Annotated in this window: 13 protein-coding genes and 1 pseudogene; 8 read left to right on the top strand and 6 right to left on the bottom strand. The window is 70.5% G+C overall.

Annotated elements, in window-relative coordinates; genetic code table 11:
* The first annotated feature begins 9 nt into the window (after positions 1–9).
* Together JT723_RS31995 and gtfA are read left to right on the top strand one after the other, a co-directional pair.
* Entirely contained in the window at positions 10–975 is a 966-nt protein-coding gene (locus tag JT723_RS31995; RefSeq protein ID WP_205048373.1) for an alpha/beta hydrolase, read from the top strand.
* Positions 972–2,522, top strand: coding sequence for a sucrose phosphorylase (gtfA, locus tag JT723_RS31990; RefSeq protein ID WP_205048372.1), 1,551 nt, complete (start codon positions 972–974; stop codon positions 2,520–2,522). Before JT723_RS31995 ends, gtfA begins: the two co-directional genes overlap by 4 nt.
* 87 nt (positions 2,523–2,609) lie before the next feature.
* Here gtfA and arfA read toward each other — a convergent pair whose 3' ends face one another.
* From arfA to JT723_RS31960, 6 genes are all read right to left on the bottom strand, one after another.
* Positions 2,610–4,109 (bottom strand): arabinosylfuranosidase ArfA, encoded by a 1,500-nt coding sequence (gene arfA / locus JT723_RS31985; RefSeq protein ID WP_205048371.1) that lies wholly within the window; start codon positions 4,107–4,109, stop codon positions 2,610–2,612.
* A gap of 115 nt (positions 4,110–4,224) precedes the next feature.
* Positions 4,225–5,127, bottom strand: coding sequence for a carbohydrate ABC transporter permease (locus tag JT723_RS31980; RefSeq protein WP_205048370.1), 903 nt, complete (start codon positions 5,125–5,127; stop codon positions 4,225–4,227).
* Positions 5,127–6,143 carry a carbohydrate ABC transporter permease gene (locus JT723_RS31975; RefSeq protein ID WP_205048369.1) on the bottom strand — a complete coding sequence of 339 codons (1,017 nt, stop codon included), beginning with the start codon at positions 6,141–6,143 and terminating at the stop codon, positions 5,127–5,129. The genes JT723_RS31980 and JT723_RS31975 overlap by 1 nt, the downstream gene beginning before the upstream one ends.
* Before the next feature lie 11 nt (positions 6,144–6,154).
* On the bottom strand, positions 6,155–7,468 hold the full coding sequence (locus JT723_RS31970) for an ABC transporter substrate-binding protein (RefSeq protein WP_205048368.1): 1,314 nt from the start codon (positions 7,466–7,468) through the stop codon (positions 6,155–6,157).
* A 649-nt stretch (positions 7,469–8,117) separates the two neighbouring features.
* Positions 8,118–9,860, bottom strand: a complete 1,743-nt coding sequence (locus tag JT723_RS31965) for an amylo-alpha-1,6-glucosidase (protein WP_205048367.1) — start codon at positions 9,858–9,860, stop codon at positions 8,118–8,120.
* 22 nt (positions 9,861–9,882) lie between these two features.
* A complete protein-coding gene (locus tag JT723_RS31960; protein ID WP_205048366.1) occupies positions 9,883–11,133 on the bottom strand; it encodes a sugar ABC transporter substrate-binding protein in 1,251 nt (416 codons plus the stop codon).
* A gap of 231 nt (positions 11,134–11,364) precedes the next feature.
* Between JT723_RS31960 and JT723_RS31955 the strand changes: the two genes are divergently transcribed.
* The 6 genes and pseudogenes from JT723_RS31955 to JT723_RS35600 form a co-directional block, all read left to right on the top strand.
* Positions 11,365–12,381: a LacI family DNA-binding transcriptional regulator gene (locus tag JT723_RS31955; RefSeq protein ID WP_205048365.1), complete on the top strand. Its 1,017-nt coding sequence runs from the start codon at positions 11,365–11,367 to the stop codon at positions 12,379–12,381.
* Positions 12,382–12,626: 245 nt separating this feature from the next.
* Positions 12,627–14,423: an RICIN domain-containing protein gene (locus tag JT723_RS31950; RefSeq protein WP_205048364.1), complete on the top strand. Its 1,797-nt coding sequence runs from the start codon at positions 12,627–12,629 to the stop codon at positions 14,421–14,423.
* Positions 14,424–14,600: 177 nt separating this feature from the next.
* On the top strand, positions 14,601–16,124 hold the full coding sequence (locus JT723_RS31945) for a glycoside hydrolase family 43 protein (protein WP_205048363.1): 1,524 nt from the start codon (positions 14,601–14,603) through the stop codon (positions 16,122–16,124).
* Between the two features lie 225 nt (positions 16,125–16,349).
* Complete coding sequence (locus tag JT723_RS31940; RefSeq protein WP_205048362.1) at positions 16,350–18,086, top strand: RICIN domain-containing protein; 1,737 nt, start codon at positions 16,350–16,352, stop codon at positions 18,084–18,086.
* 393 nt (positions 18,087–18,479) lie between these two features.
* A complete protein-coding gene (locus JT723_RS31935; protein WP_205048361.1) occupies positions 18,480–19,538 on the top strand; it encodes a LacI family DNA-binding transcriptional regulator in 1,059 nt (352 codons plus the stop codon).
* A gap of 65 nt (positions 19,539–19,603) precedes the next feature.
* Positions 19,604–19,774, top strand: a pseudogene (locus tag JT723_RS35600) (ribulokinase); the annotation flags it as partial.

Below are 19,774 nucleotides of genomic sequence, written 5' to 3'. Positions count from 1 at the left end.
GACCCGCACGTGCCCGACCTCCGCTCCGTCGACGCCGCCTCACGTCCCGCGCTGACGGCGATGCTCCGCGACATGCCCGGAGGGATCAACGCCATCCCCGACCTCGAAGGGCGCCGCGCGACCGCGGACCGGCTGGACCGGGAGCGCCGGGCGCAGTCCTCGCCGCGCGTGGCGGTGGAGGACACCGAAGCGACCTCCTGCGGCGGCCACCGCATACCGGTGCGTGTCTACCGGCCGCAAGGCCGGGACGGCGGCTCGCCGCTGGTCTTCTTCGTCCATGGCGGCGGCATGGTGCTGGGCAGCCTCGACGGCGGCGACCCCGTCGCGGTACGGCTCGCCGAGGAACTGGGCGCCACCGTCGTGTCCGCCGGCTACCGGCTGGCTCCCGAACACCCCTACCCCGCGGCCGTCGACGACTGCGTGGACGCGCTGGCATGGGCCGTCGCGGAGGCCGACCGCCTGGGGGCCGACCCCGCGCGGCTGCTGGTGTTCGGCGGCAGCGCCGGCGGCGGACTCGCCCTGGCCACCGCGCTGCGGTGCCGCGACGGCGGCGGTCCCCGGGCGCTGCTGGTGATGGCCCCCTATCCGATGATCGACCACACCGGGGAGAGCCACAGTACGCGCACGCTGCCCGACCTCGGCGTGTGGGACCGGGCGCACAACGCGCAGGCCTGGGGCTGGTACCTGGGCGGCCGTCCGGCCGACGGCTACGCCGCTCCGGCCCATGCCCCCGACGTGTCGGGGCTCCCCCCGACCTTCCTCGACGTCGGCACCGAGGACATCTTCCTCGACGAGACCGTCGACTTCGCCCGCCGCCTTGCCCGCGCGGGCGTCCCGGCCGAACTGCACGTGTACCCCGGCGCCTACCACGGCAGTGAGGACCTCGCCCCCGACGCGCCCCTGTCCAGAACGGTCTGGGCCACCCGGCTCGCCGCCCTGCACCGTGCCCTCGGCGAGCGCGGGGAGGCCGCGTGACCGGCCAGGACCCGCGCGACGGCCGGGACCGTTCCGCCGCCGGGAGCGCAGAAGGACCGCAGCTGATCGCCTACACCGACCGGTTCGGCGGATCGCTGCAGGGCCTGCGCCGACTTCTGGAGGGACTGCTGCACGACGCCTTCGCCGGCGTCCATGTACTGCCGTTCTTCACCCCGTTCGACGGCGCCGACGCCGGCTTCGACCCGGTCGACCACACCCGGGTGGACCCCCGGCTGGGCGGGTGGTCCGACGTCGCCGCACTGGCCGCCGGCCACACGGTCATGGCCGACGTGATCGTCAACCACATGTCGGCGGACTCCGCGCAGTTCCGCGACGTCGTCGAGCGCGGCGACACCTCACCGTGGTCGCCGATGTTTCTCACCTTCGACGCGGTCTTCCCCGAGGGCGCCACCGAGGAGGACCTGACGCGGATCTACCGGCCCCGGCCGGGACTGCCCTTCACCGTGCGCACGCTCGGCGGACGGACCCGGCTGGTGTGGACCACCTTCACCCCGGAGCAGATCGACCTCGACGTCACCCACCCCCTGGCGTGGGAGTACCTCAGCGACGTGGTGACGTCACTCACCTCCGCGGGTGTGCGCATGCTGCGCCTGGACGCGGTCGGATACGCCGGCAAGCAGGCGGGCACCGACTGCTTCCTGACCGAGGACGCCTACGCGCTGACCGACCGGCTGACCGCCCTCGCCCGCGAGCGGGGCGCACGCGTACTCGTCGAGGTGCACGGACACCACACGCAGCAGATCGAGATCGCCCGCAGGGCCGACCTGGTCTACGACTTCGCCCTGCCCCCGCTGGTGCTGCACGCGCTGACCGCAGGCGACGCAGAACCGCTCGGGGCCTGGCTGCGCATCCGGCCGCAGAACACCGTGACCGTCCTGGACACCCACGACGGGATCGGCGTCGTGGACGTCGGCGCCTCCGCGCTCGCCCCGGGATCGGCCGGGCTGCTCTCCGACGAGCAGATCGACGCCCTCGTGGAGGCCGTTCACGCCAACAGCGGCGGCACCAGCCGCGCAGCCACCGGTGCGGCTGCCTCCAACCTGGACCTCTACCAGGTCAACTGCACCTACTACGACGCCCTGGGCCGCGACGACCGCGCCTACCTGCTGGCACGCCTCATCCAGCTCTTCGTCCCCGGCATCCCCCAGATCTACTACGTGGGCCTGCTGGCCGGTGCGAACGACATGGACCTCCTGGGACGCAGCGGTGTCGGACGCGACGTCAACCGCCACGCCTACGGCACCGGGGAGATCGAGGAGGCGATGGAGCGACCCGTGGTGCGCCTGCTGCTCGAAGCGCTGCGCGCCCGCAACGGCCACCCGGCGTTCGGCGGAGCCTTCCACTGGGAGACCGACGGACCGGCCCTGGTCCTGTCCTGGCAGTCGCCCGACGGAGCGACCGCGCGGCTGGACGCCGACGTCAAGCGGGCCGCGTTCACCGCGCACTTCTCCCTCTCACCCGGCGACGAAGGCCGCACGATCACCGATGCGCTGCTGAACCCGCAGCCGAGGCGGCTCGGCGACTGACGCCCGCGGGGGCGCGTGTCCGCGGGGACGCGGTCCGGCGCCGGGACGGAGAGCCGTCGCGGCGCCGGACCTGGTGTGTGCTCCCGGTCAGCGCAGGGCGATCGCCGTCCATGAGACCGGCGGCAGGGTGACGGTGAGGACGCCGTCGGCGAGCACCGCGGTGGTGTTGGCGGCCGGCACCACCCGGTTCTGGTCGTCCAGCGTGTTCTTCGCGTACACGTCGGGGTCGGCGAGCGTGAGCGCCTCGGCCACGCGCGACGAGCCCAGTCCCCGAACGTCGATCGTGACCTGTGCGGCCTCCGCGAGGTCGCGGTTGACCAGGAAGACCGCGGCGCGGTCCTCGTCGACGGTGGCGACCGCGTCCACGAGGGCCGCCTCGCCGTACCGGGCCGTCTCGTAGACGGGCGACTCGATGACGGGGCGTACCACCTCGCCGGACGCGAGCCGGCTGGTGATCGAGAACGGGTGGAAGGTCGTCTGCCGCCAGGCCGGCCCGCCGGGCTCCGTCCTGATCGGCGCGATCACGTTGACGAGCTGCGCGAGGGACGCCGAGGTGACCCGGTCGCTGCGCCGCAGCAGCGTCATCAGCAGGTTGCCGACCACGACTGCGTCGGCCACCGTGTAGGTGTCCTCCAGCTGCCGGGGGGCGTGCCGCCACTCGGTCTCGGCCTGCTGGGACTCCATGTGCTCCTTGAGGTACCAGACGTTCCACTCGTCGAAGGAGATGTTGATCTTCTTGGTGGAGCGCTTCTTGAAGCCCACGTGATCGGCGGTCGCCACGACGGTGTCGATGAAGAAGTCCATGTCGGTCGCCGAGGCGAGGAAGGAGCCGAGGTCGCCGTCGAGCTCCTGGTAGTACGCGTGGCAGGAGACGTAGTCGACATGGTCGTAGGTGTGCTCCAGGACCGTCCGCTCCCAGTCGCCGAACGTCGGCATGCCGGACCCGGAGGAGCCGCACACGACCAGTTCAAGGTCCTTGTCTGCCATCTTCATCGCGGCGGCGGTGCGGGCGGCGATCTTGCCGTAGTCGTCGGCGGTCATGAAGCCGGTCTGCCACGGCCCGTCCATCTCGTTGCCGAGGCACCACATGCGGATGTCGTGCGGCTCCGGGGTGCCGTTGGCGATGCGCAGGTCGGAAAGCGCCGTGCCCGACGGGTGGTTGGCGTACTCCAGCAGGTCGAGGGCGGGCAGGATGCCCCGGGTGGCGACGTTGACCGCCAGCATCAGCTCGGAGTCGGTGAGCTTGAGCCACCTGGCGAACTCGTCGAGGCCGACCTGGTTCGACTCCAGCGCGTGCCAGGCGAGGTCGCGGCGCACCGGGCGCTGCTCGCGCGGGCCGACGGAGTCCTCCCAGCGGAAGCCGGAGACGAAGTTTCCGCCCGGGTAGCGGACGGTCGAGCTGCCGAGTTCCCTGACGAGTGCGACGACGTCCATGCGGAAGCCGTCGTCGTTCGCGGTCGGGTGGCCCGGTTCGTAGAGCCCGGTGTAGACGCAGCGGCCGAGGTGTTCGACGAACGACCCGAAGGTGCGGCGTCGGACAGGGGCGACGAGCGCCTGCCTGTCGAGCGTGATGTGCGCGCGGGGCAATGGAGTGGTCCTTGTCTGGGTGGTGCGGGCCGAGCGAGGGCGCCGCTCAGCGGCCTGCCCCTGCCGGGGTACGGCACGGGCAGGCTCACAGGGGGTGCGTCGTGTGCGGCCGGCTTCAGCCCTTCACCGCGCCCGTGAGACCGCCGACGATCCGCTTCTCGAAGATGGAGAAGAAGACCAGTGCGGGCAGCATCGCGAGCGACGTGAAAGCCAGGACCTTCGCGGTGTCCGTGGAGTACTGCGAGGAGAAGGCCTGCACGCCGAGCGGCAGGGTGAAGTTGGCTTGCGAGTTGAGGATGTACAGGGGCAGGACGTAGTTGTTCCAGCTTCCGATGAAAGACAGGATCGAGACCGTCACGACACCCGGCAGCGACAGCGGGATCACCATCCGGACGAAGAACCCGAGCCGGCTGGTGCCGTCGATCGCGGCGGCCTCCTCGATCTCGTTCGGGATGGCCCGCAGGAACGGCACCAGGATGATCACGGTCGTCGGCAGACCGAAGGCGATCTGCGGGACGATCACGCCGAGCAGGTTGTCGATCAGCCCCAGGTCCTTGATCACGATGTAGAGCGGGGTGATCGCGATGACCATCGGGAACATCAGGCCGGCGGCGAACAGCGAGTACATCGCGCCCTTGAGCTTGAAGTCGTAGCGCGCGATCACGAAGCTCACCATCAGGCCGAGCACGACGATGCCGACGGTGCTGGCCAGCGCGACCAGGACGGAGTTGGCGAACTCGCCCCAGAACCTGTTGGACTTCAGGACGTTGATGTAGTTGGCGGTGATCCAGGGGTGCGGCAGCCCGGCAGGGCTCTTGGTGATCTGCGAGTTGGTGCGGAAGCCGCCCAGCACGATGTAGATCACCGGTGCGATGCAGACCCCGATGAACAGCAGCGCGACGAAGTAGGTGAAGGGGCTGCCCCACTTCTGCGGTGCGTCGCGGCTGTCCCGGCGGCTGCCGGGTCTCCTGCTCCCGGTGGTGGAGGAGAACCAGGATCTTGCGGTGGTCGCGCTCATCAGACGGTTCCTTCCGTGACGGCTCCCCGTAGGTCACGGCGCAGGACGAAGCGCTGGTAGATCAGCGCCACGACCAGCGAGATCAGGAACATCACGACCGCGATGGCGCTGCCGTAGCCGTAGTTGCCCGCGTTGCGGCCCTGGGCGAGCATGTAGATCGCCATGGTCGAGGTGCCCGCGGTGCCCGAGACGTACTGGCCCCAGATGATGTAGACGAGGTCGAACAGCTGCAGCGAGCCGATGATCGACAGGAACGCCCAGATGCGGATCGTCGGCCCCAGCAGCGGCAGCGTGATGCGGCGCTGGATCTGCCAGTAGGAGGCGCCGTCGATCTGCGCCGCCTCGAAGAGTTCCTCGGGGATCGACTGCAGGCCGGCGAGCATCAGGATCACCGCGAACCCGATGTACTTCCAGGAGATGATCGCCATCAGCGTCCAGATGGCCAGCTTCGGGTTCGAGAGCCAGTCGGCCTGCAGCGAGCCGAGGCCGATGTGCCGCAGCAGGTCGTTCATGGCGCCGTCGCCCTGGAGCATCAGGCTCCAGCCGGTGCCGACGATGACCTCGGAGATGATGTAGGGCACGAAGATCAGGATCCGGATGACCGAGCGGCCGCGGATCTTCTGGTTGAGCAGGAGTGCCAGCAGGATGGCCAGCGGGCCCTGGATGACAAGGGACAGGCCCATGATCATGAAGCTGTGCTTGAGGACCTGCTGGAAGGCGGGATCGGTGAGGATCAGCCGGTAGTTGTTCAGGCCGACCCAGTCGGACGGTGCTCCGTAGCCGTGCCAGCGGTAGAAGCCGTAGTACGCGGCGAGCGCGACCGGGAAGATCACGAACGCCAGGAACATGAGGATCGCCGGTCCTGACAGGAGGGCGATCTCGAGTCGCATCTTGGCACGACCGCGGCGGCGCGAGGCCGCTCGCGGCGCGGTCGGGGGCGTGGCAGCGCCCCCGACCCGTGACGTGCCCTGCGACTGGCGGCCGAAGGCCGTTTCAGTACCCAGGGTGTCGCTCATGGGCTACTTACTCAGCCCCTCTCGGCAGCCTTGTTCGTGTCCTTGACGATGTCGGCCGCCGTGCCCTTGCCGGCGAGCAGGTTCACCACCGCGGTGTTCATGGCGTTGCCGACGTTCTGCCCGTACTCGGTGTCAAGGAACTGCATGGAATAGGCGGCCTTGTTGAAGGCCTCCAGGGCGGAGATGTTGTACGAGTCGGTGACGACCGACTGGGCGGCCTTGTTCACCGGGATGGTGACGAAGCCCTTGGCGTAGCCCTCCTGCTGCTCCTTGGTCACCAGGAACTGCAGGAAGTTGAAGGCCTCCTTCGGCGCGTTCTTGGACAGCGAGTACCCCCCGCTGCCGCCCATGATGGCGCTCGGGTCGCCTTGGCCGCCGGCCACCGCGGGGAAGGGGAACCAGCCGAGGTCCGGCAGCGGCTTCTGGTTCGGGGTCAGGCTGCCGATCACTCCGGGGTCCCAGTTGCCCATCAGCTCCATGGCGGCCTTGTGGTTGGCGAGCAGGCCCGCGGAGGAGCCGGCGCCCTGCTGCGCGGAGGCGGTCAGGAACCCGTTCTGGAAGGGGTTGATCTTCAGGAACGAGGCCAGGTCCTCGCCGGCCTTGGTCCAGCACGGGTCGTCGAACTTCAGCGACTTGCCTGCCTTCGACATGGTGTCCTGGCTGCACTCGCGCAGGGCGAAGTTGTAGTACCAGTGCGCGGCGGGCCAGGCGTCCTTCGCGCCGACCGCGATCGGCGCGACCTTGATCGCCTTCAGCTTGGCGACGTCGGCCTGGAGCTCCTCCATCGTCGTCGGCGTGGCGGTGATGCCGGCCTGCTTGAACAGGTCCTTGCTGTAGTAGATGCCCTCGGGAGCGGTGTCGAGCGGCATCGCGTAGACCTTGCCGTCGATCGAGTCCGCGGCCAGGGCTGCCGCGCCGACGTTCGCCTTGTCGGTGTCGGTGAGGTTCAGCGACTGGAGCTGGCCGGCGTCGACCATGGCCTGCATCTTGCCGCCGCCGCGCTGCAGGAAGACGTCGGGCGCGGAACCGGAGTTGAGCGCGGTCTGCAGCTTGCCGTCAAGGTCCTCGTTCTGCACGTACTGGATCTTGATCGTGACGTTCGGGTGCAGCGCGTGGTAGGCCGCAGCGGCGCTCTTCCAGTACTCCGCGCCGGGTCCGGGCTGCGCGTTCTCCCAGACGGTCACCGTGACCTTCTCGCCCGAGGAACCGCCGCCGCTGTTGTCACTGCTGCTGCTGTCGTCGCTGCCGCCGGCACAGGCGGTGGCAGCAAGCGCGATGCCCAAGCCGATCCCCACAGCGGTCACGCTGCGTGTCTTCCTCGTCATCGTGGAATCTCCCTGATGTGTCGTCGCTGTCGCAATTGGTGGGATTGGTGTGCAACGCGATGGCCTGATGGGCGCCGGAGCTCTCGTGCACGTGCTGATCTGGTGGTCCGGGCCGCATGCTGATGTGGCGGGCCGGGGAAGTCCCCGAACGGAGGCGGGCGAAATGCGGCTGCTGCCTGCTGAGGGTGAGCGCAGGCGAACACCGCACCGTGAGCGGGGTGTTGCGGGGGTGGGAATGCGGCGTACGGCTACGTCGTCGCTGACGGGCACCCGTGAGGTGCGATGGGAGCCCGGCGGTCGGCGATCAGCGCACGGATTACGTGGTGAGCGTTAACATTCAAGATCCCCTCCCCGCTTCGTGTCGTTCCGGACTCTCCCCCCCGGGACCGAAAGTTTCGCGCGCCTTGCGATCGTTTCGGGCACCTTAGGTCGGCCATCGGCGCACGTCAATACATCTCACACAAAGAGGCCTCCGGCCCAGGTCGGTCCCGTGTCGCCCGTCCGCCTGCCGCGAGTCGGCCTCGCCGGGCCGGCTGTTCGAAAATTTTCGAGTATGGCGGGGGCTGTTGTTTCGGACGCCTCGCGGCGGCCCCACGGAGGGCGGCGGCGGGCAGCGACGGGCCGTGCGCACAACGTCGCTGACGGTGGGTCAGCGCGGGCCGGATGCCGCGCTGCGGCTGTGCTGTCCGTCCGCGAGCAGCAGGTAGCTGCTCGCGGTCCAGGTGTAGGCGCGGTCGCGCAGCCCCTCGCCGGTGAGGGCGTCGAAGTTCTCGGCGAACCCGGACGTCTCGCACAGCCGCAGGAAGCGGCGGCCGATCTCGTCGGCGAGTGCGGTGTGGCCGGCCCGGCGCAGCCCGTCCTCGACGAGCACGGTGGCCGGCGCCCAGATCGGGCCTCGCCAGTAGCCGTCGGACAGGTAGTGGGGCGAGCCGGTGTGCTCGGTGGCCAGGCCGTGCGGAGTCAGGTGCTCCGCGATACGCTCCGCGAGGCGGTCGGCGACCTCGCGGGGCAGCCGCTCGCCCAGGACGATCGGCATCAGGTCCAGGAGACTGCGGCTGGTGGACACCTCGCCGGAGTGCGGTGAACGGCTGCCGAAGCGCCCGTCGGACCACAGCTCTTCCAGCAGTGCGTCCTGGACCGCGTCCGCGGTGCCCAGGTGCCGCTCCGCGGCGTCGGACTCCCCGAGGTCCTTGGCCAGTTCGGCCAGTTCTGCCAGTTGGAGGACGAGGAAGGCCGCGAGGTCCGCGGTGATCAGCACCCGCCGGCCGTCGAAGGTGGTGGCGTTGTCCCAGCCGCTGTCGTTGCCGTGCTGGTAGTGCGGCAGCCGCAGACCGGGCGCGGTGCGGGCCCGGAGCCAGAAGTCGGTCCAGCGCCCCAGGCGCCGGTAGGTCTCCCGCAGCTCCGCGGACTCCGGTTGCCTGGGCAGGCGTTCGCGCAGCCGCCGCAGCGCCCAGCCGTGGATGGGCGGCTTGACGAAGTTGAAGAGGATCTCCGAGTGCGTCACCGAGTCGGGCAGCGCCCCGCTCTCGTCCTGGTGGTCGAAGGGTATCTGGAACTGGTCCCACGCCAGGTCCGGCAGACCCCGGGCCAGCGCGAGGGCGTTGAAGCAGTGGTCCCAGCTCCAGACCTTGTCCATCCAGTGCTTGGACATCAGCACCGCGGGACGCCGCAGTAGGCCGGCCGGGCGGGTGGTGGCCGACCACAGGACGTACGCGGCCAGTTCCGCGGCGGGCGCCTCGCCTGCCGGGAGCGGGGCCACGGCGTCGGCGAAGTCCCGGAAGGCCCCGGCGTGCGCGGCCGCCGCCGCGGCGAAGTCCCCCCGGGCGGCATAGGGCTGCCGCGCGCTGTCGATCTCCTCGACGACCGCTTCCCAGCCCCGCGGCCCCGACAGGACGAGGCGGCGGTCCGCACCGGCAAGCCCCTCCAGCCCCTCGGCGGTCGCGACCGCGCCGCCCAGCGGGGTGACGCGGTAGCGGCGGCCCGTCTCGTACGAGGTGAAGTGGTAGGAACCGTCGACGGGGTCGCGGTAGAAGTACGTGCCGGTGAAGGGGGTCAGCTCCTGGTCCGCCGGCGTGATCGCCAGGTCGAGCATGTCGCCGCGCAGCCGGACGGTGTCGGCGCTCTCGTAGACCAGGGCGATGCGCCCGGCGTCCCCCTCCCAGGCCAGCATCGCGGGGGTCGCCGTCCAGGCGGTCCGCGCGCGGGCACCGCTCGACGGGTCGAGCGGCACGAAGCGCAGGACCGCGTGCATGCCGTTCTGGTGGGAGACCAGGTGCAGGTCTTCTGCCTGGCTGTGCTGGGCGGTGACCGACGAGATGTTGAACCACGATCCCTGGCGGCTGAACGGAATCTCCCGGATCGCGAACGCGCGGCTGTCGGGGGTGGCGGTCATCGGCGGAATTCGATCCTCTGGGCTACTGGGAGACGGACGACTGCGCCGCCGACATGGCGTCCTTCGGCGACTTCGAACCGGTCAGTGCCGCCTGCACCGCGCGCCACATCTGCTCGGAGATCTTGGGGTACTTGGTGCCGAGGTCGTCGCTCGTGCGGCCCTTGGCCGCCTGCACCGCCTGTACCCACACCTTGAGTTCCGGGGTGGCGGCCGCCTGCTGGTCCTGGACCTGCCTGGTCGGGCCGACGTAGGACAGCGTCGTGTCGGTGGTCATGAGGTTCTTCGCGTCGGTCAGGCAGGAGACGATCTTGTCCGAGACGGCGTAGCGCCCGCTGTCCTTCTGCACGGGGACGGTGACGAACTCGCCACCGGTGGGGGCCGGTGCGGTGCCCGCGGTCGCGGCGGGGACGGGGATGGTGCCGTAGCCGAACCCGGCCTTCTTGGCGTTGGCCAGCTGCCAGGTGCCGTTCTCGGCGAAGGCGTACTGCCCGGTCGCGAACTCCTGCCAGCTGGTGGTCTGGGTGTTGTTGATCACGGAGTTGGGCGCGTAGCCCTTCGTGAGCCAGTCCTTCCACAGGCTGACCGCGGCGACCGCCTTGTCCGAGCCGAGGTCGGTGAGCTGGGCACCGGAACCCCAGAACCAGGGCAGGAACTGGAAGCTGCCCTCCTCGGTGCCGATGGCGGAGAAGGTGATGCCCTTCTTCCCCGCGGCCTTCACCTTGGCCAGCGCCGCATTCAGCGACGCCCAGTCCTTGACCGAGGCCGGGTCCACCCCCGCGGCCTTGAGGATGTCCTTGTTGTAGTACAGCGCCAGGGTGTTCGCCCCGATCGGTGTGCCGTAGGTCTTGCCGCCGCTCTGGCCGGCCGCCAGCAGGTTGGGCTCCGCCTGCGAGGTGTCGATCCCGTTCTCCTGCGTGGTGGTCAGGATGCCGGCTTCGGCGAGCGTGGAGACGACGGGGTTGTCCACGATCAGGACGTCGGGGGAGTTGCCCTGCTGCGCCGCGAGCAGCGTCTTGTTGGTCAGGTCCGTGGTGTCGAAGCTGGTCCGCTTCACCTTGACGCCGGCCTGGCTGCCGCAGCTGTCCAGCAGCTTCACCCAGTCCGATGTGCCGTCGAACTGCGGGTAGGGGTCCCAGATCGTGTAGGTGCCGCCGGCCGCCGTCGAGTCCGAGGATCCGTCCGAGGACGACGACCCGCAGGCGGTGGCCGTGGCCGCCACCAGGGCGGCTGCCAGCGACGCGACAACGAACCTCCGCCGGACGGGAGTGTTCATGGCGCATGTCCCCTTCGCTCGGTGTCCGTCCCGCCGAAGTAGCGAATCGGTTCGACCGAGAAGGTAGGACTCCGGCCCACGGCCGTCAAGGCTCCTGCCGCAACCGGACCGCGCGCTCCAAGGGCCGTCTGCCGACAGTGCAGGCCAGGCCGCTGCGACCGGCTGTCCGCCATGCCACGAACCGATTCGCGAAGAGTAGGATTCCCCCGGACCAAGGGCGTGAGGAGCCGGATGAACATCGGAGAGATTGCCCGGCGGGCGGGTGTGTCGCGCAGCACGGTCTCGTACGCCCTCAGCGGCAAGCGCCCCGTCGCGGCGGATACCCGTAAACGTATCCAGGACGTGATCGACGAGCTGGGCTACCGGCCGAACGCGACCGCGCGGGCGCTCAAGGAGGGGCGGACCAGGACGATCGGCCTGGTGATCCCGCCGGCCGGCAACCGGCTCACCCACATGCAGCTGGACTTCGTCGCCAGCGTCGTCGACGCGGCGGCCGGCGCCGACCTGGACGTGCTGCTGTCCCCGTCCGGGGGCGACCACGACCGGTCCTTCGAACGGCTCGTCTCCGAGAGCCGGGTCGACGGCGTGATCCTCATGGAGATCCGGCTCCAGGACGCCCGGGTGGACCGCCTCCTGCGGACCCGGCTGCCCTTCGTCGGGATCGGGCACACCGTGGACGACGCCGCCATGTGCTGGATCGACGTCGACTACGCGGGCCTGATCCGGCACACCGTGCGCCACCTGGCCGACCTCGGCCATCGCAAGGTCGCACTCATCAGCCGCTCGCCCGAACTCGTCGCCGCCGGCTACGGCCCCGCGCTCAGGGCGCGCCAGGGCTTCACCGCGGCCCTCGGCGAGCGGGGGATCGATGGCGTCGAAGTCGCCTGCGGGGACGACGCGCGCTCCGGCCAGGAGTGCATCGAGAACCTGCTGCGGGAGCACCGGGACCTCACCGCGGTCACCACGGTCAACGAGGCCGCCCTGCCCGGCATCCAGCGGGCGCTGGCCGACGCCGGCCTGCGGGTGCCGCAGGACTTCTCGGTGACCGGGGTCGCCGGCCGGCTGTGGACCGAGGACTTCCGCCCGCCCCTGACCGCGGCCGACGTTCCCGCCCACGACATGGGCGAGCAGGCCGTCGCCCTGCTCATCGAACGCATCGCGGCCCCGCAGACCCCGCCCCGCCACATCCTGCTCGCGCCGCCCGTCTCGCTGCGCTCCAGCACCGGCGCCGCCCCCGCCCGCCGCTGACCGCGGCCGGGCTCTTCGGGAGCGCGTTGAACCGGTTCGAAAGTCGGCAGCTCCACGGGGTTCCGGCCCAAGTGCCGTGCCGGATACCAGGCTTGAGGCACTTCATTGACCGCGTTGACCCCCGGTCGTACTATCCCGTCGAACCGATTCCGCCAATCGGTTCGACAACGACCACCTCGCGCCCCGACCACCCCGCCGCGCGCCCCCCACCGCCACGCAGTGGCGACAGCCGTAGGAGGAAGTCGATGAGAACGAGAGCAAAACCGGGCCGCCTGGCCATGGCCGCAGCCGCCGCGCTGGGCCTCGCCGCCCTGCTGGTGATGCCGGGCACAGGCCACGCCGCCGACACCAAGTCGCTGAGTGTGGACCTGAGTTCCAGCCGCGGACCCTCGACCGGGGTCGGCGAGGGCTTCCTCTACGGGATCACCCAGGACGGCACCCAGCCCGCCGACCAGTACCTGCAGCCGCTGGGGATCAACGCCTTCCGCGGCGGCGGCTGGTTCTCCGGCGGCTGGATCAAGGACAACTACAGCTACGGGTCCGCCACCAAGGCCGACATCGCCTCGATCACCCAGCAGGCCAGGCGGCTGACGCAGCCGCCCTACCACGCCCAGTACCAGGTCATCCTGAGCGACCTGTGGGGCAACAACGGTGGGCAGCCCTCGAACGAGGTGTACCCCTGCGACAACGGCAACTGCTCGAACTGGGTCAGCTTCATCGACTCCTCGGTCGCCGCGCTGCAGGCGACGGGGCTGCCCTTCGCCTACGACATCTACAACGAGCCGGACATCTCGGTGTTCTGGACCCGCGGGATGAACAGCACGCAGTACTTCCAGATGTGGGACAGCGCCTACCGGGAGATCCGCCGTGTCGCCCCGAACGCGACGATCGTCGGCCCGTCCCTCGCCTTCACCCCGCAGAGCAACCCGGGGGAGTGGAACACCTGGCTGGCCCACGTCAAGTCGGCCGGGACGGTCCCCGACATGATCACCAACCATGACGAGGGAGACGTCGACGACCCCGTCACCGTCTCGCAGTCGCTCAACAACGCGCTGTCGGCGAACGGCGTCTCGGCCCGCCCGCTGTCGGCGAACGAGTACCAGCCCGCCGACCGGCAGACGGCCGGCGTGACCGCCTGGTACCTCGCACGGTTCGCGCAGTCCGGATACACCAACGCCATGCGCGGCAACTGGTCGTGCTGCATGACCCCGAACCTGACCGGGGTCCTCACCCAGAGCAACGGCACCTGGCAGCCCAACGGGAACTGGTGGGCGCTGCGCACCTACGCCGACATGACCGGGACGCTCGTCAACACCTCGGGCATGGTCGGCTCGACCGCGATCTCCGCGTCGAAGGACAGCACGGCCAAGCGCGCGGTGGCCGTGATCGGCGACAGCAACGGCTACACCGGCGCCGCCTCGGTGACCTTCAACGGCCTGGCCTCCGCGTCCTGGCTGGCGAACAACGGCAGCGTCAACGTGACCGTCGAGCGCATCCCCGACCAGTACCCGCTCAGCGCGCCGCAGGTGGTCTACAACCAGAACCTGAGCGCCTCGTCGGGGTCGGTCACGGTTCCCGTCACCTTCCAGGCCTCGCACGACGCCTTCGCCGTCTACGTGACGCCGGCCGGGTCGACCGGCGGCAGCACCAGCGGCGAGCTGCACGCCGTGGGCGCGGGCAAGTGCCTGGACGTGCCGAACTCCACTACGACCGCGGGCACCCAGCTGCAGATCTGGGACTGCTCGGGCGGCGCCAACCAGGTCTTCACCCGCACCTCCGGCAACCAGCTGACCGTCTACTCCGGCAGCAGCCAGATGTGCCTGGACGCTAACGGAAACGGCACCACGGCCGGCACCAAGGTCATCATCTGGTCCTGCAACGGCCAGACGAACCAGCAGTGGAACGTCAACTCCAACGGGACCGTCACCAGCGCCCTGTCGGGGCTCTGCCTCGACGTGACCGGTGCGAGCACCGCCAACGGGGCGCTGGCCGAGCTGTGGACCTGCAACGGCGGCAGCAACCAGCAGTGGACCCTGGGATAGGCCTCCGTGCCCTGACGCGGGGCCGGCCGGACCCCTCCGGCCGGCCCCGCACCAGGTCAGGGGGCGGTACCGTCGCCGCCGCGGGCAGGGGACTCGTATAGAGTCGCTCGCCCGCGGCGGCTCCTGCGATCCGCCGCGCCGGACATCCCATCCCGTACCTTGAAGGGACCACGTCCTGTGCGGACCTATGACAACCCCGTGATCGGCGGCTTCCACCCCGACCCCAGCGTGTGCCGCGTCGGCGACGACTACTACCTGGTGTGCTCCAGCTTCGAGTACGTGCCCGGCCTGCCGCTCTTCCACAGCAGGGACCTCGTGCACTGGCAGCAGATCGGCAACGTGCTCGACCGCCCCGGGCAGCTGCCGCTGCCGCTGCCCGGCACCATGGCCTCGCGCGGCCTGTACGCCCCGACGATCCGCCACCACGACGGCCGCTTCTGGGTCATCAACACCAACGTCAGCGGCGGCGGCCACTTCATCGTGACCGCCGAGCGGCCCGAGGGTCCCTGGTCGGACCCGGTGTGGCTCGACCTGCCCGGCATCGACCCCGACCTGGCGTGGGAGGAGGACGGCACCTGCTGGGTGGCCTTCACCGTGCCCGGCATCCACATGGCCAGGGTCGACCCGGTCAAGGGCGAGGTGCTCGAAGGACCCTTCCCCGTCTGGTCGGGCACCGGGCTGCTGTACCCCGAGGCCCCGCACCTCTACCGCATCGGCGAGTGGTGGTACCTGCTGATCGCCGAGGGCGGCACCGAGCGCGGCCACGCCGTGTCCATCGCGCGGGCACGCTCGCCGCGCGGCCCGTGGGAGGGCGCCCCTGCCAACCCCGTGCTGACCCACAGCGCCACCGACCGGCCCATCCAGAGCACAGGCCACGCCGACCTGGTCACGGCGCCCGACGGAAGCTGGTGGATGGTGCTGCTCGGCACCAGGCCCCGCGGCTACACGCCCAAGTTCCAGGTGCTCGGCCGCGAGACCTTCCTGACCCCGGTGGAATGGGACGACGACGGCTGGCCCGTCGTGGGACCCGTACTCGAACGCCACCCCGCGCCCGCCGGCGCCTGGCACCCCTTCCCCGCGCGTCCCGTCCGCGACGACTTCGACGCGGACGCCCTCTCGCCGCACTGGATCTCGCCCTACGCCCGCCCCGACGGCTGCTGGTCGCTCGCCGAGCGCCCCGGCTGGCTCAGCCTCACCGCGACCGGCCCCACGCTGGACCGCCCCGGCCACACCTTCGTCGGCCACCGCCAGCAGCACCACGACTGCCGTGTCGCCACGCTGCTGGACCCGGGCAGCGGACGGGGCGGTGTGAGCGTGCGCATGGACGAGGCCCACCACTACGACCTGGAAGCCGGCGGGGGAGAGGTCAGCGTCGTCGCCCGTATCGGGCCGCTGCGCCAGGTGGTGGCGCGTCGCGAGGTGCCGCCCGGCCCGGTCACCCTGACCGTCACGGTCCGCACGAGCGACATCGTCTCCCCGTCACCGGAGTTCGCCGGAGTCGAGCCCACCGGCCCGGACACCGTCGCCTTCTGGATCGGCGATCCGGACGCCCGGGGCGCGGAGCCGCTCGCCGAACTGGAGGGGCGCTACCTGTCCACCGAGGTCGCCACCGGCTTCACCGGACGGGTGATCGGCATGTACGCCACCGCCGGCACCGTCGCCTTCGACTGGTTCGACTACGAGGCGGCCCCCTCGGTGTGACGGCCCGGGCGACGCCGCCGGAGGCACACGGGAAGGTATTCCTGTGCGCTCCCTTGACCAGCCGCTGGATCGCTCCTACGTTGGCCGCCGAGCAAAGCGTTGCTCATGGAGCGCGACCCGTGCCACGCCGGTCGACGCGGAGCCGTTGGACGGGCGGCTCCGTCCCCAGTCGTGCTCGCAGCGGTCGCGGTGCTGTCCCCCCACCTCACCGGAAGGGTGTCCTTCATGCGTGGATTCGCGCATTTCCGCACCACTCGGCGGCTGACAGGCGCGGTCGGCCTCGGTGCCGCCGTGCTGGCCGTCGGCTCCACCGTGGTCGCCGGCCCGCCTGCCCAGGCGGCGGCGTCCCCGTCCACCACACTGGTTGTTAGCGCTAACCAAGTGCTGCGACCGGTGACCCATGTCGCCACCGGCAGCCTCTACGGCCTGGCGAACGCCAGCACCCCGGCCGACAGCCTGGTCCAGGCGATCAAGCCGAACACCTTCGTCCAGAAGCCGCAGGGCGGCCACCAGCAGGGCACCGGCGACATCCTGACGGTGGCCCCCAAGGCGGCCCGGGCCGGCGCCAAGGTCGTCAACCGGCTCTCGGACTACTACGCGGGCTGGCCCTACCAGTTCACCTGGAACAACTGGCTGTCCGTGGTCGACGACCAGATCGCCCAGACCAAGGCGTCCGGCATCACCAACCTGGCCGCGTACGCACCATGGAACGAGTCGGACAACACCTGGCTGTCCTCCAACGGGACCTTCGAGGACTTCTGGACCAGGACCTACCGCGAGATCCGGTCCAAGGACTCCACGACGCCGATCCAGGGTCCGAGCTTCTCGGACAACATCAGCGACATGGACAACTTCCTGAAGAACGCGGTGGCCACCAACACCGTGCCGGACATCATCGCCTGGCACGAGCTGTCGCGTTCGTCGAAGATCGCCGGTGACGTCGCCACGGTCACCGCGCTGGAGAACAAGTACGGGATCAGCCCGCGCCCGATCGCCATCGAGGAGTACGCGGCTCCCTCCGAGGTCGGCGTCCCCGGCGCGCTGGTCGGCTATATCGCCAAGTTCGAGCGGCTGGGCGTCCACGACGCCGAACTCGCCTTCTGGAACCAGTCCGGCGCGCTCGGCGACCTGCTCACCGGCCAGGGCGGCAGCCCCAACGGGGCCTACTGGCTCTACAAGTGGTACGCGGACATGAACGGCTCCATGCTCGTCACCACGCCTCCCGCCCAGACCGGCATCGACGGCGCGGCCTCGCGCAACAGCGCGGGCAACGAGGTCGACGTGGTCTTCGGCGGCAGCTCGGGCGACTCGGCCGTCACCGTGAACGGACTCGGTTCGCTGTCCGCCCTCGGGTCGAGCGTCCACGTCAAGGTGGAGTACACGCCCTCACCCGGGCGTACGGTCGCGGTGTCGGGGCCGACCACCGTCTCGGAGTCCAACTACACGGTGAGCAACGGCAGCATCACCGTCCCGGTCTCGGCGAACAGCGCCTACGCCTACCACGTGGTCATCACCCCGGCGAGCGGGGGCTCCACGCTGGACGGCACCTACCAGATCGCCAACAAGAACAGCGGTCTGGCCCTCGACACCCAGAACGAGGCCACCGGGCAGGGCACGCTGGTCGACCAGGCCACGGCCAACAGCTCGGCGACGCAGAAGTGGCAGCTGGTGTCCGCGGGCTCCGGCCTGTACAAGATCCGCAACCAGGCGAGCGGGCTGGTGCTCGGCATCACGAACATGAGCACCAGCAACGGCGGTACGGCCCTGATCTGGGGTGACAGCGGCACCGCCGACCACCTGTGGCGGCTGACCCCGGACGGCAGCGGCTACTACAAGATCGCCAACAGCAACAGCGGACTCCTGCTGGGCGTGCAGAACATGAGCACCGGAAGCGGCGCCCAGGTCCTGCAGTGGGAGGACAACGGCACCGCCGACCACCTGTGGCGGCTCAACCCGCGCTGACCCGCACCGGGCCGAGCGCCGAGGGCGGGCGCGGACCGGACGGACCCGGGAACGGGGGTACCGCCCCGCCTTCGAACAACCCTTTGCGCACCTGCGGCTCGCGGCCGTGCGGCGACGGACCGGGTACGCCCGGGTCCGCCGCCGCGGCCGGGAGAGCCCTGGCCGGACACGGGTGTCGGACGACCCGGTGTCCTCCCCGCTCCGCCGTGCCACCGACCGTCCCGGTGGCACGGCGGGCACACTCGCGCCGGCGCCCCGCCCGTCCGCGATGCGGGACGCGGCCGTGACCAACGGGCTGAGCTGGGCCGACCCGGTCTGCGAGTTCGTGGCGCAGGGGCTTGACTCCGATATCTGTGAACGCTAACAATATCGTCCAAACACGATCGGAGACACATGTCGCAGACCGCCCCGGGCACCGGACCGCGCCGGGCACCCACGATGGCCGACGTGGCACAGCGTGCCGGGGTCTCGCACCAGACGGTGTCGAGGGTGCTGAGCAACCACCCCAACGTGCGCGACACGACACGGGCCGACGTGGTGCGGGCGATCGAGGAGCTGGGCTACCGGCGGAACTCCTCGGCGCGCGCTCTGGTGACCCGACGCACCCTGACGCTGGGCGTGGTGGCGTGCAACCCGACGCTGTTCGGCCCCGCGAGCATGCTGTTCGGGCTGGAGGAGGCGGCGCGCGACGAGGGGTTCATGGTCTCCGCCGTCACGTTGCGCCGCTACAGCGCCAAGGCGCTCTCCGAGGCGATCGACCACCTCAGCGACTGGGGGGTGGAGGGCATCGTCGTGATCGTCCCGCACCGGGCCGCGGTCGCCGCACTCGCCGACCTGCGGCTGCCCTTCCCCGTGGTGACCGTCGAGGGCGGGCACTCGCTGCCGATCCCCGGGGTGTCGGTCGACCAGGACCTCGGCGCCCGCCTGGTGACCGGCCATCTGCTGGGCGGTGGGCACAGGACCGTCTGGCATGTCGCGGGGCCGTCCGACTGGCTGGAGGCCGAAGCCCGGGTCCGCGGCTGGCGCGCCACGCTGGAGGAAGCCGACGTCGAGGTCCCGCCGCCACTCGTCGGCGACTGGACCCCGCTTTCCGGCTACCGGGCCGGCCAGGAACTGGCGGGGCGGGTCGCCGCCAGCGGGGCACGACGCCGCTCGCCCGAGGTCACCGCGGTCTTCGTGGCCAACGACCAGATGGCGCTCGGCGTGCTCCGGGCCTTCCGTGAGGCGGGCTTGTCGGTGCCGGGGCAGGTCGCGATCGCCGGGTTCGACGACATCCCCGAGGCCGAGTTCTTCGCGCCGCCGCTGACCAGCGTCCGGCAGGACTTCGCCGCGGTCGGGCAGGCCAGCATCCGCCTGCTCCTCAGCCGGATCGAGTCGAGCGGGATGCCGGACGACGAGCGCGTGGTCATCGAACCCCGGCTGATCATCCGCAACAGCAGCACACCTTCATGACACACCCGCCCGCAGGCGGGAATTCCCGGCTGCCGCCGGGACCTCCCGCATATCTGGAGACCATCATGACAACCGATCCACCCGCCGTCACCGTCGGCGTCGACTTCGGGACCCTGTCGGGGCGTGCGCTGGTCGTCGCCGTCGAGGACGGGGCGGAGCTGGGCAGTGCCGTGCACGACTACACCCACGGTGTGGTGGACGGCAGGCTGCCGGGCGGCGGGCAGGTGCTGCCTCCG

This window comes from Actinacidiphila bryophytorum (assembly GCF_016916835.1).
Lineage (GTDB): Bacteria > Actinomycetota > Actinomycetes > Streptomycetales > Streptomycetaceae > Actinacidiphila > Actinacidiphila bryophytorum.
This window is presented reverse-complemented; position numbering and strand designations above follow the sequence as displayed.

Excerpts from the sequence above, each read along its gene's own strand:
- JT723_RS31980 (WP_205048370.1), bottom strand. The coding sequence starts at position 5,127 with ATGAGCGCGACCACCGCAAGATCCTGGTTCTCCTCCACCACCGGGAGC.
- JT723_RS31975 (WP_205048369.1), bottom strand. The coding sequence starts at position 6,143 with ATGAGCGACACCCTGGGTACTGAAACGGCCTTCGGCCGCCAGTCGCAG.
- JT723_RS31970 (WP_205048368.1), bottom strand. The coding sequence starts at position 7,468 with ATGACGAGGAAGACACGCAGCGTGACCGCTGTGGGGATCGGCTTGGGC.
- JT723_RS31965 (WP_205048367.1), bottom strand. The coding sequence starts at position 9,860 with ATGACCGCCACCCCCGACAGCCGCGCGTTCGCGATCCGGGAGATTCCG.
- JT723_RS31960 (WP_205048366.1), bottom strand. The coding sequence starts at position 11,133 with ATGAACACTCCCGTCCGGCGGAGGTTCGTTGTCGCGTCGCTGGCAGCC.
- JT723_RS31955 (WP_205048365.1), top strand. The coding sequence starts at position 11,365 with ATGAACATCGGAGAGATTGCCCGGCGGGCGGGTGTGTCGCGCAGCACG.
- JT723_RS31950 (WP_205048364.1), top strand. The coding sequence starts at position 12,627 with ATGAGAACGAGAGCAAAACCGGGCCGCCTGGCCATGGCCGCAGCCGCC.
- JT723_RS31940 (WP_205048362.1), top strand. The coding sequence starts at position 16,350 with ATGCGTGGATTCGCGCATTTCCGCACCACTCGGCGGCTGACAGGCGCG.
- JT723_RS31935 (WP_205048361.1), top strand. The coding sequence starts at position 18,480 with ATGTCGCAGACCGCCCCGGGCACCGGACCGCGCCGGGCACCCACGATG.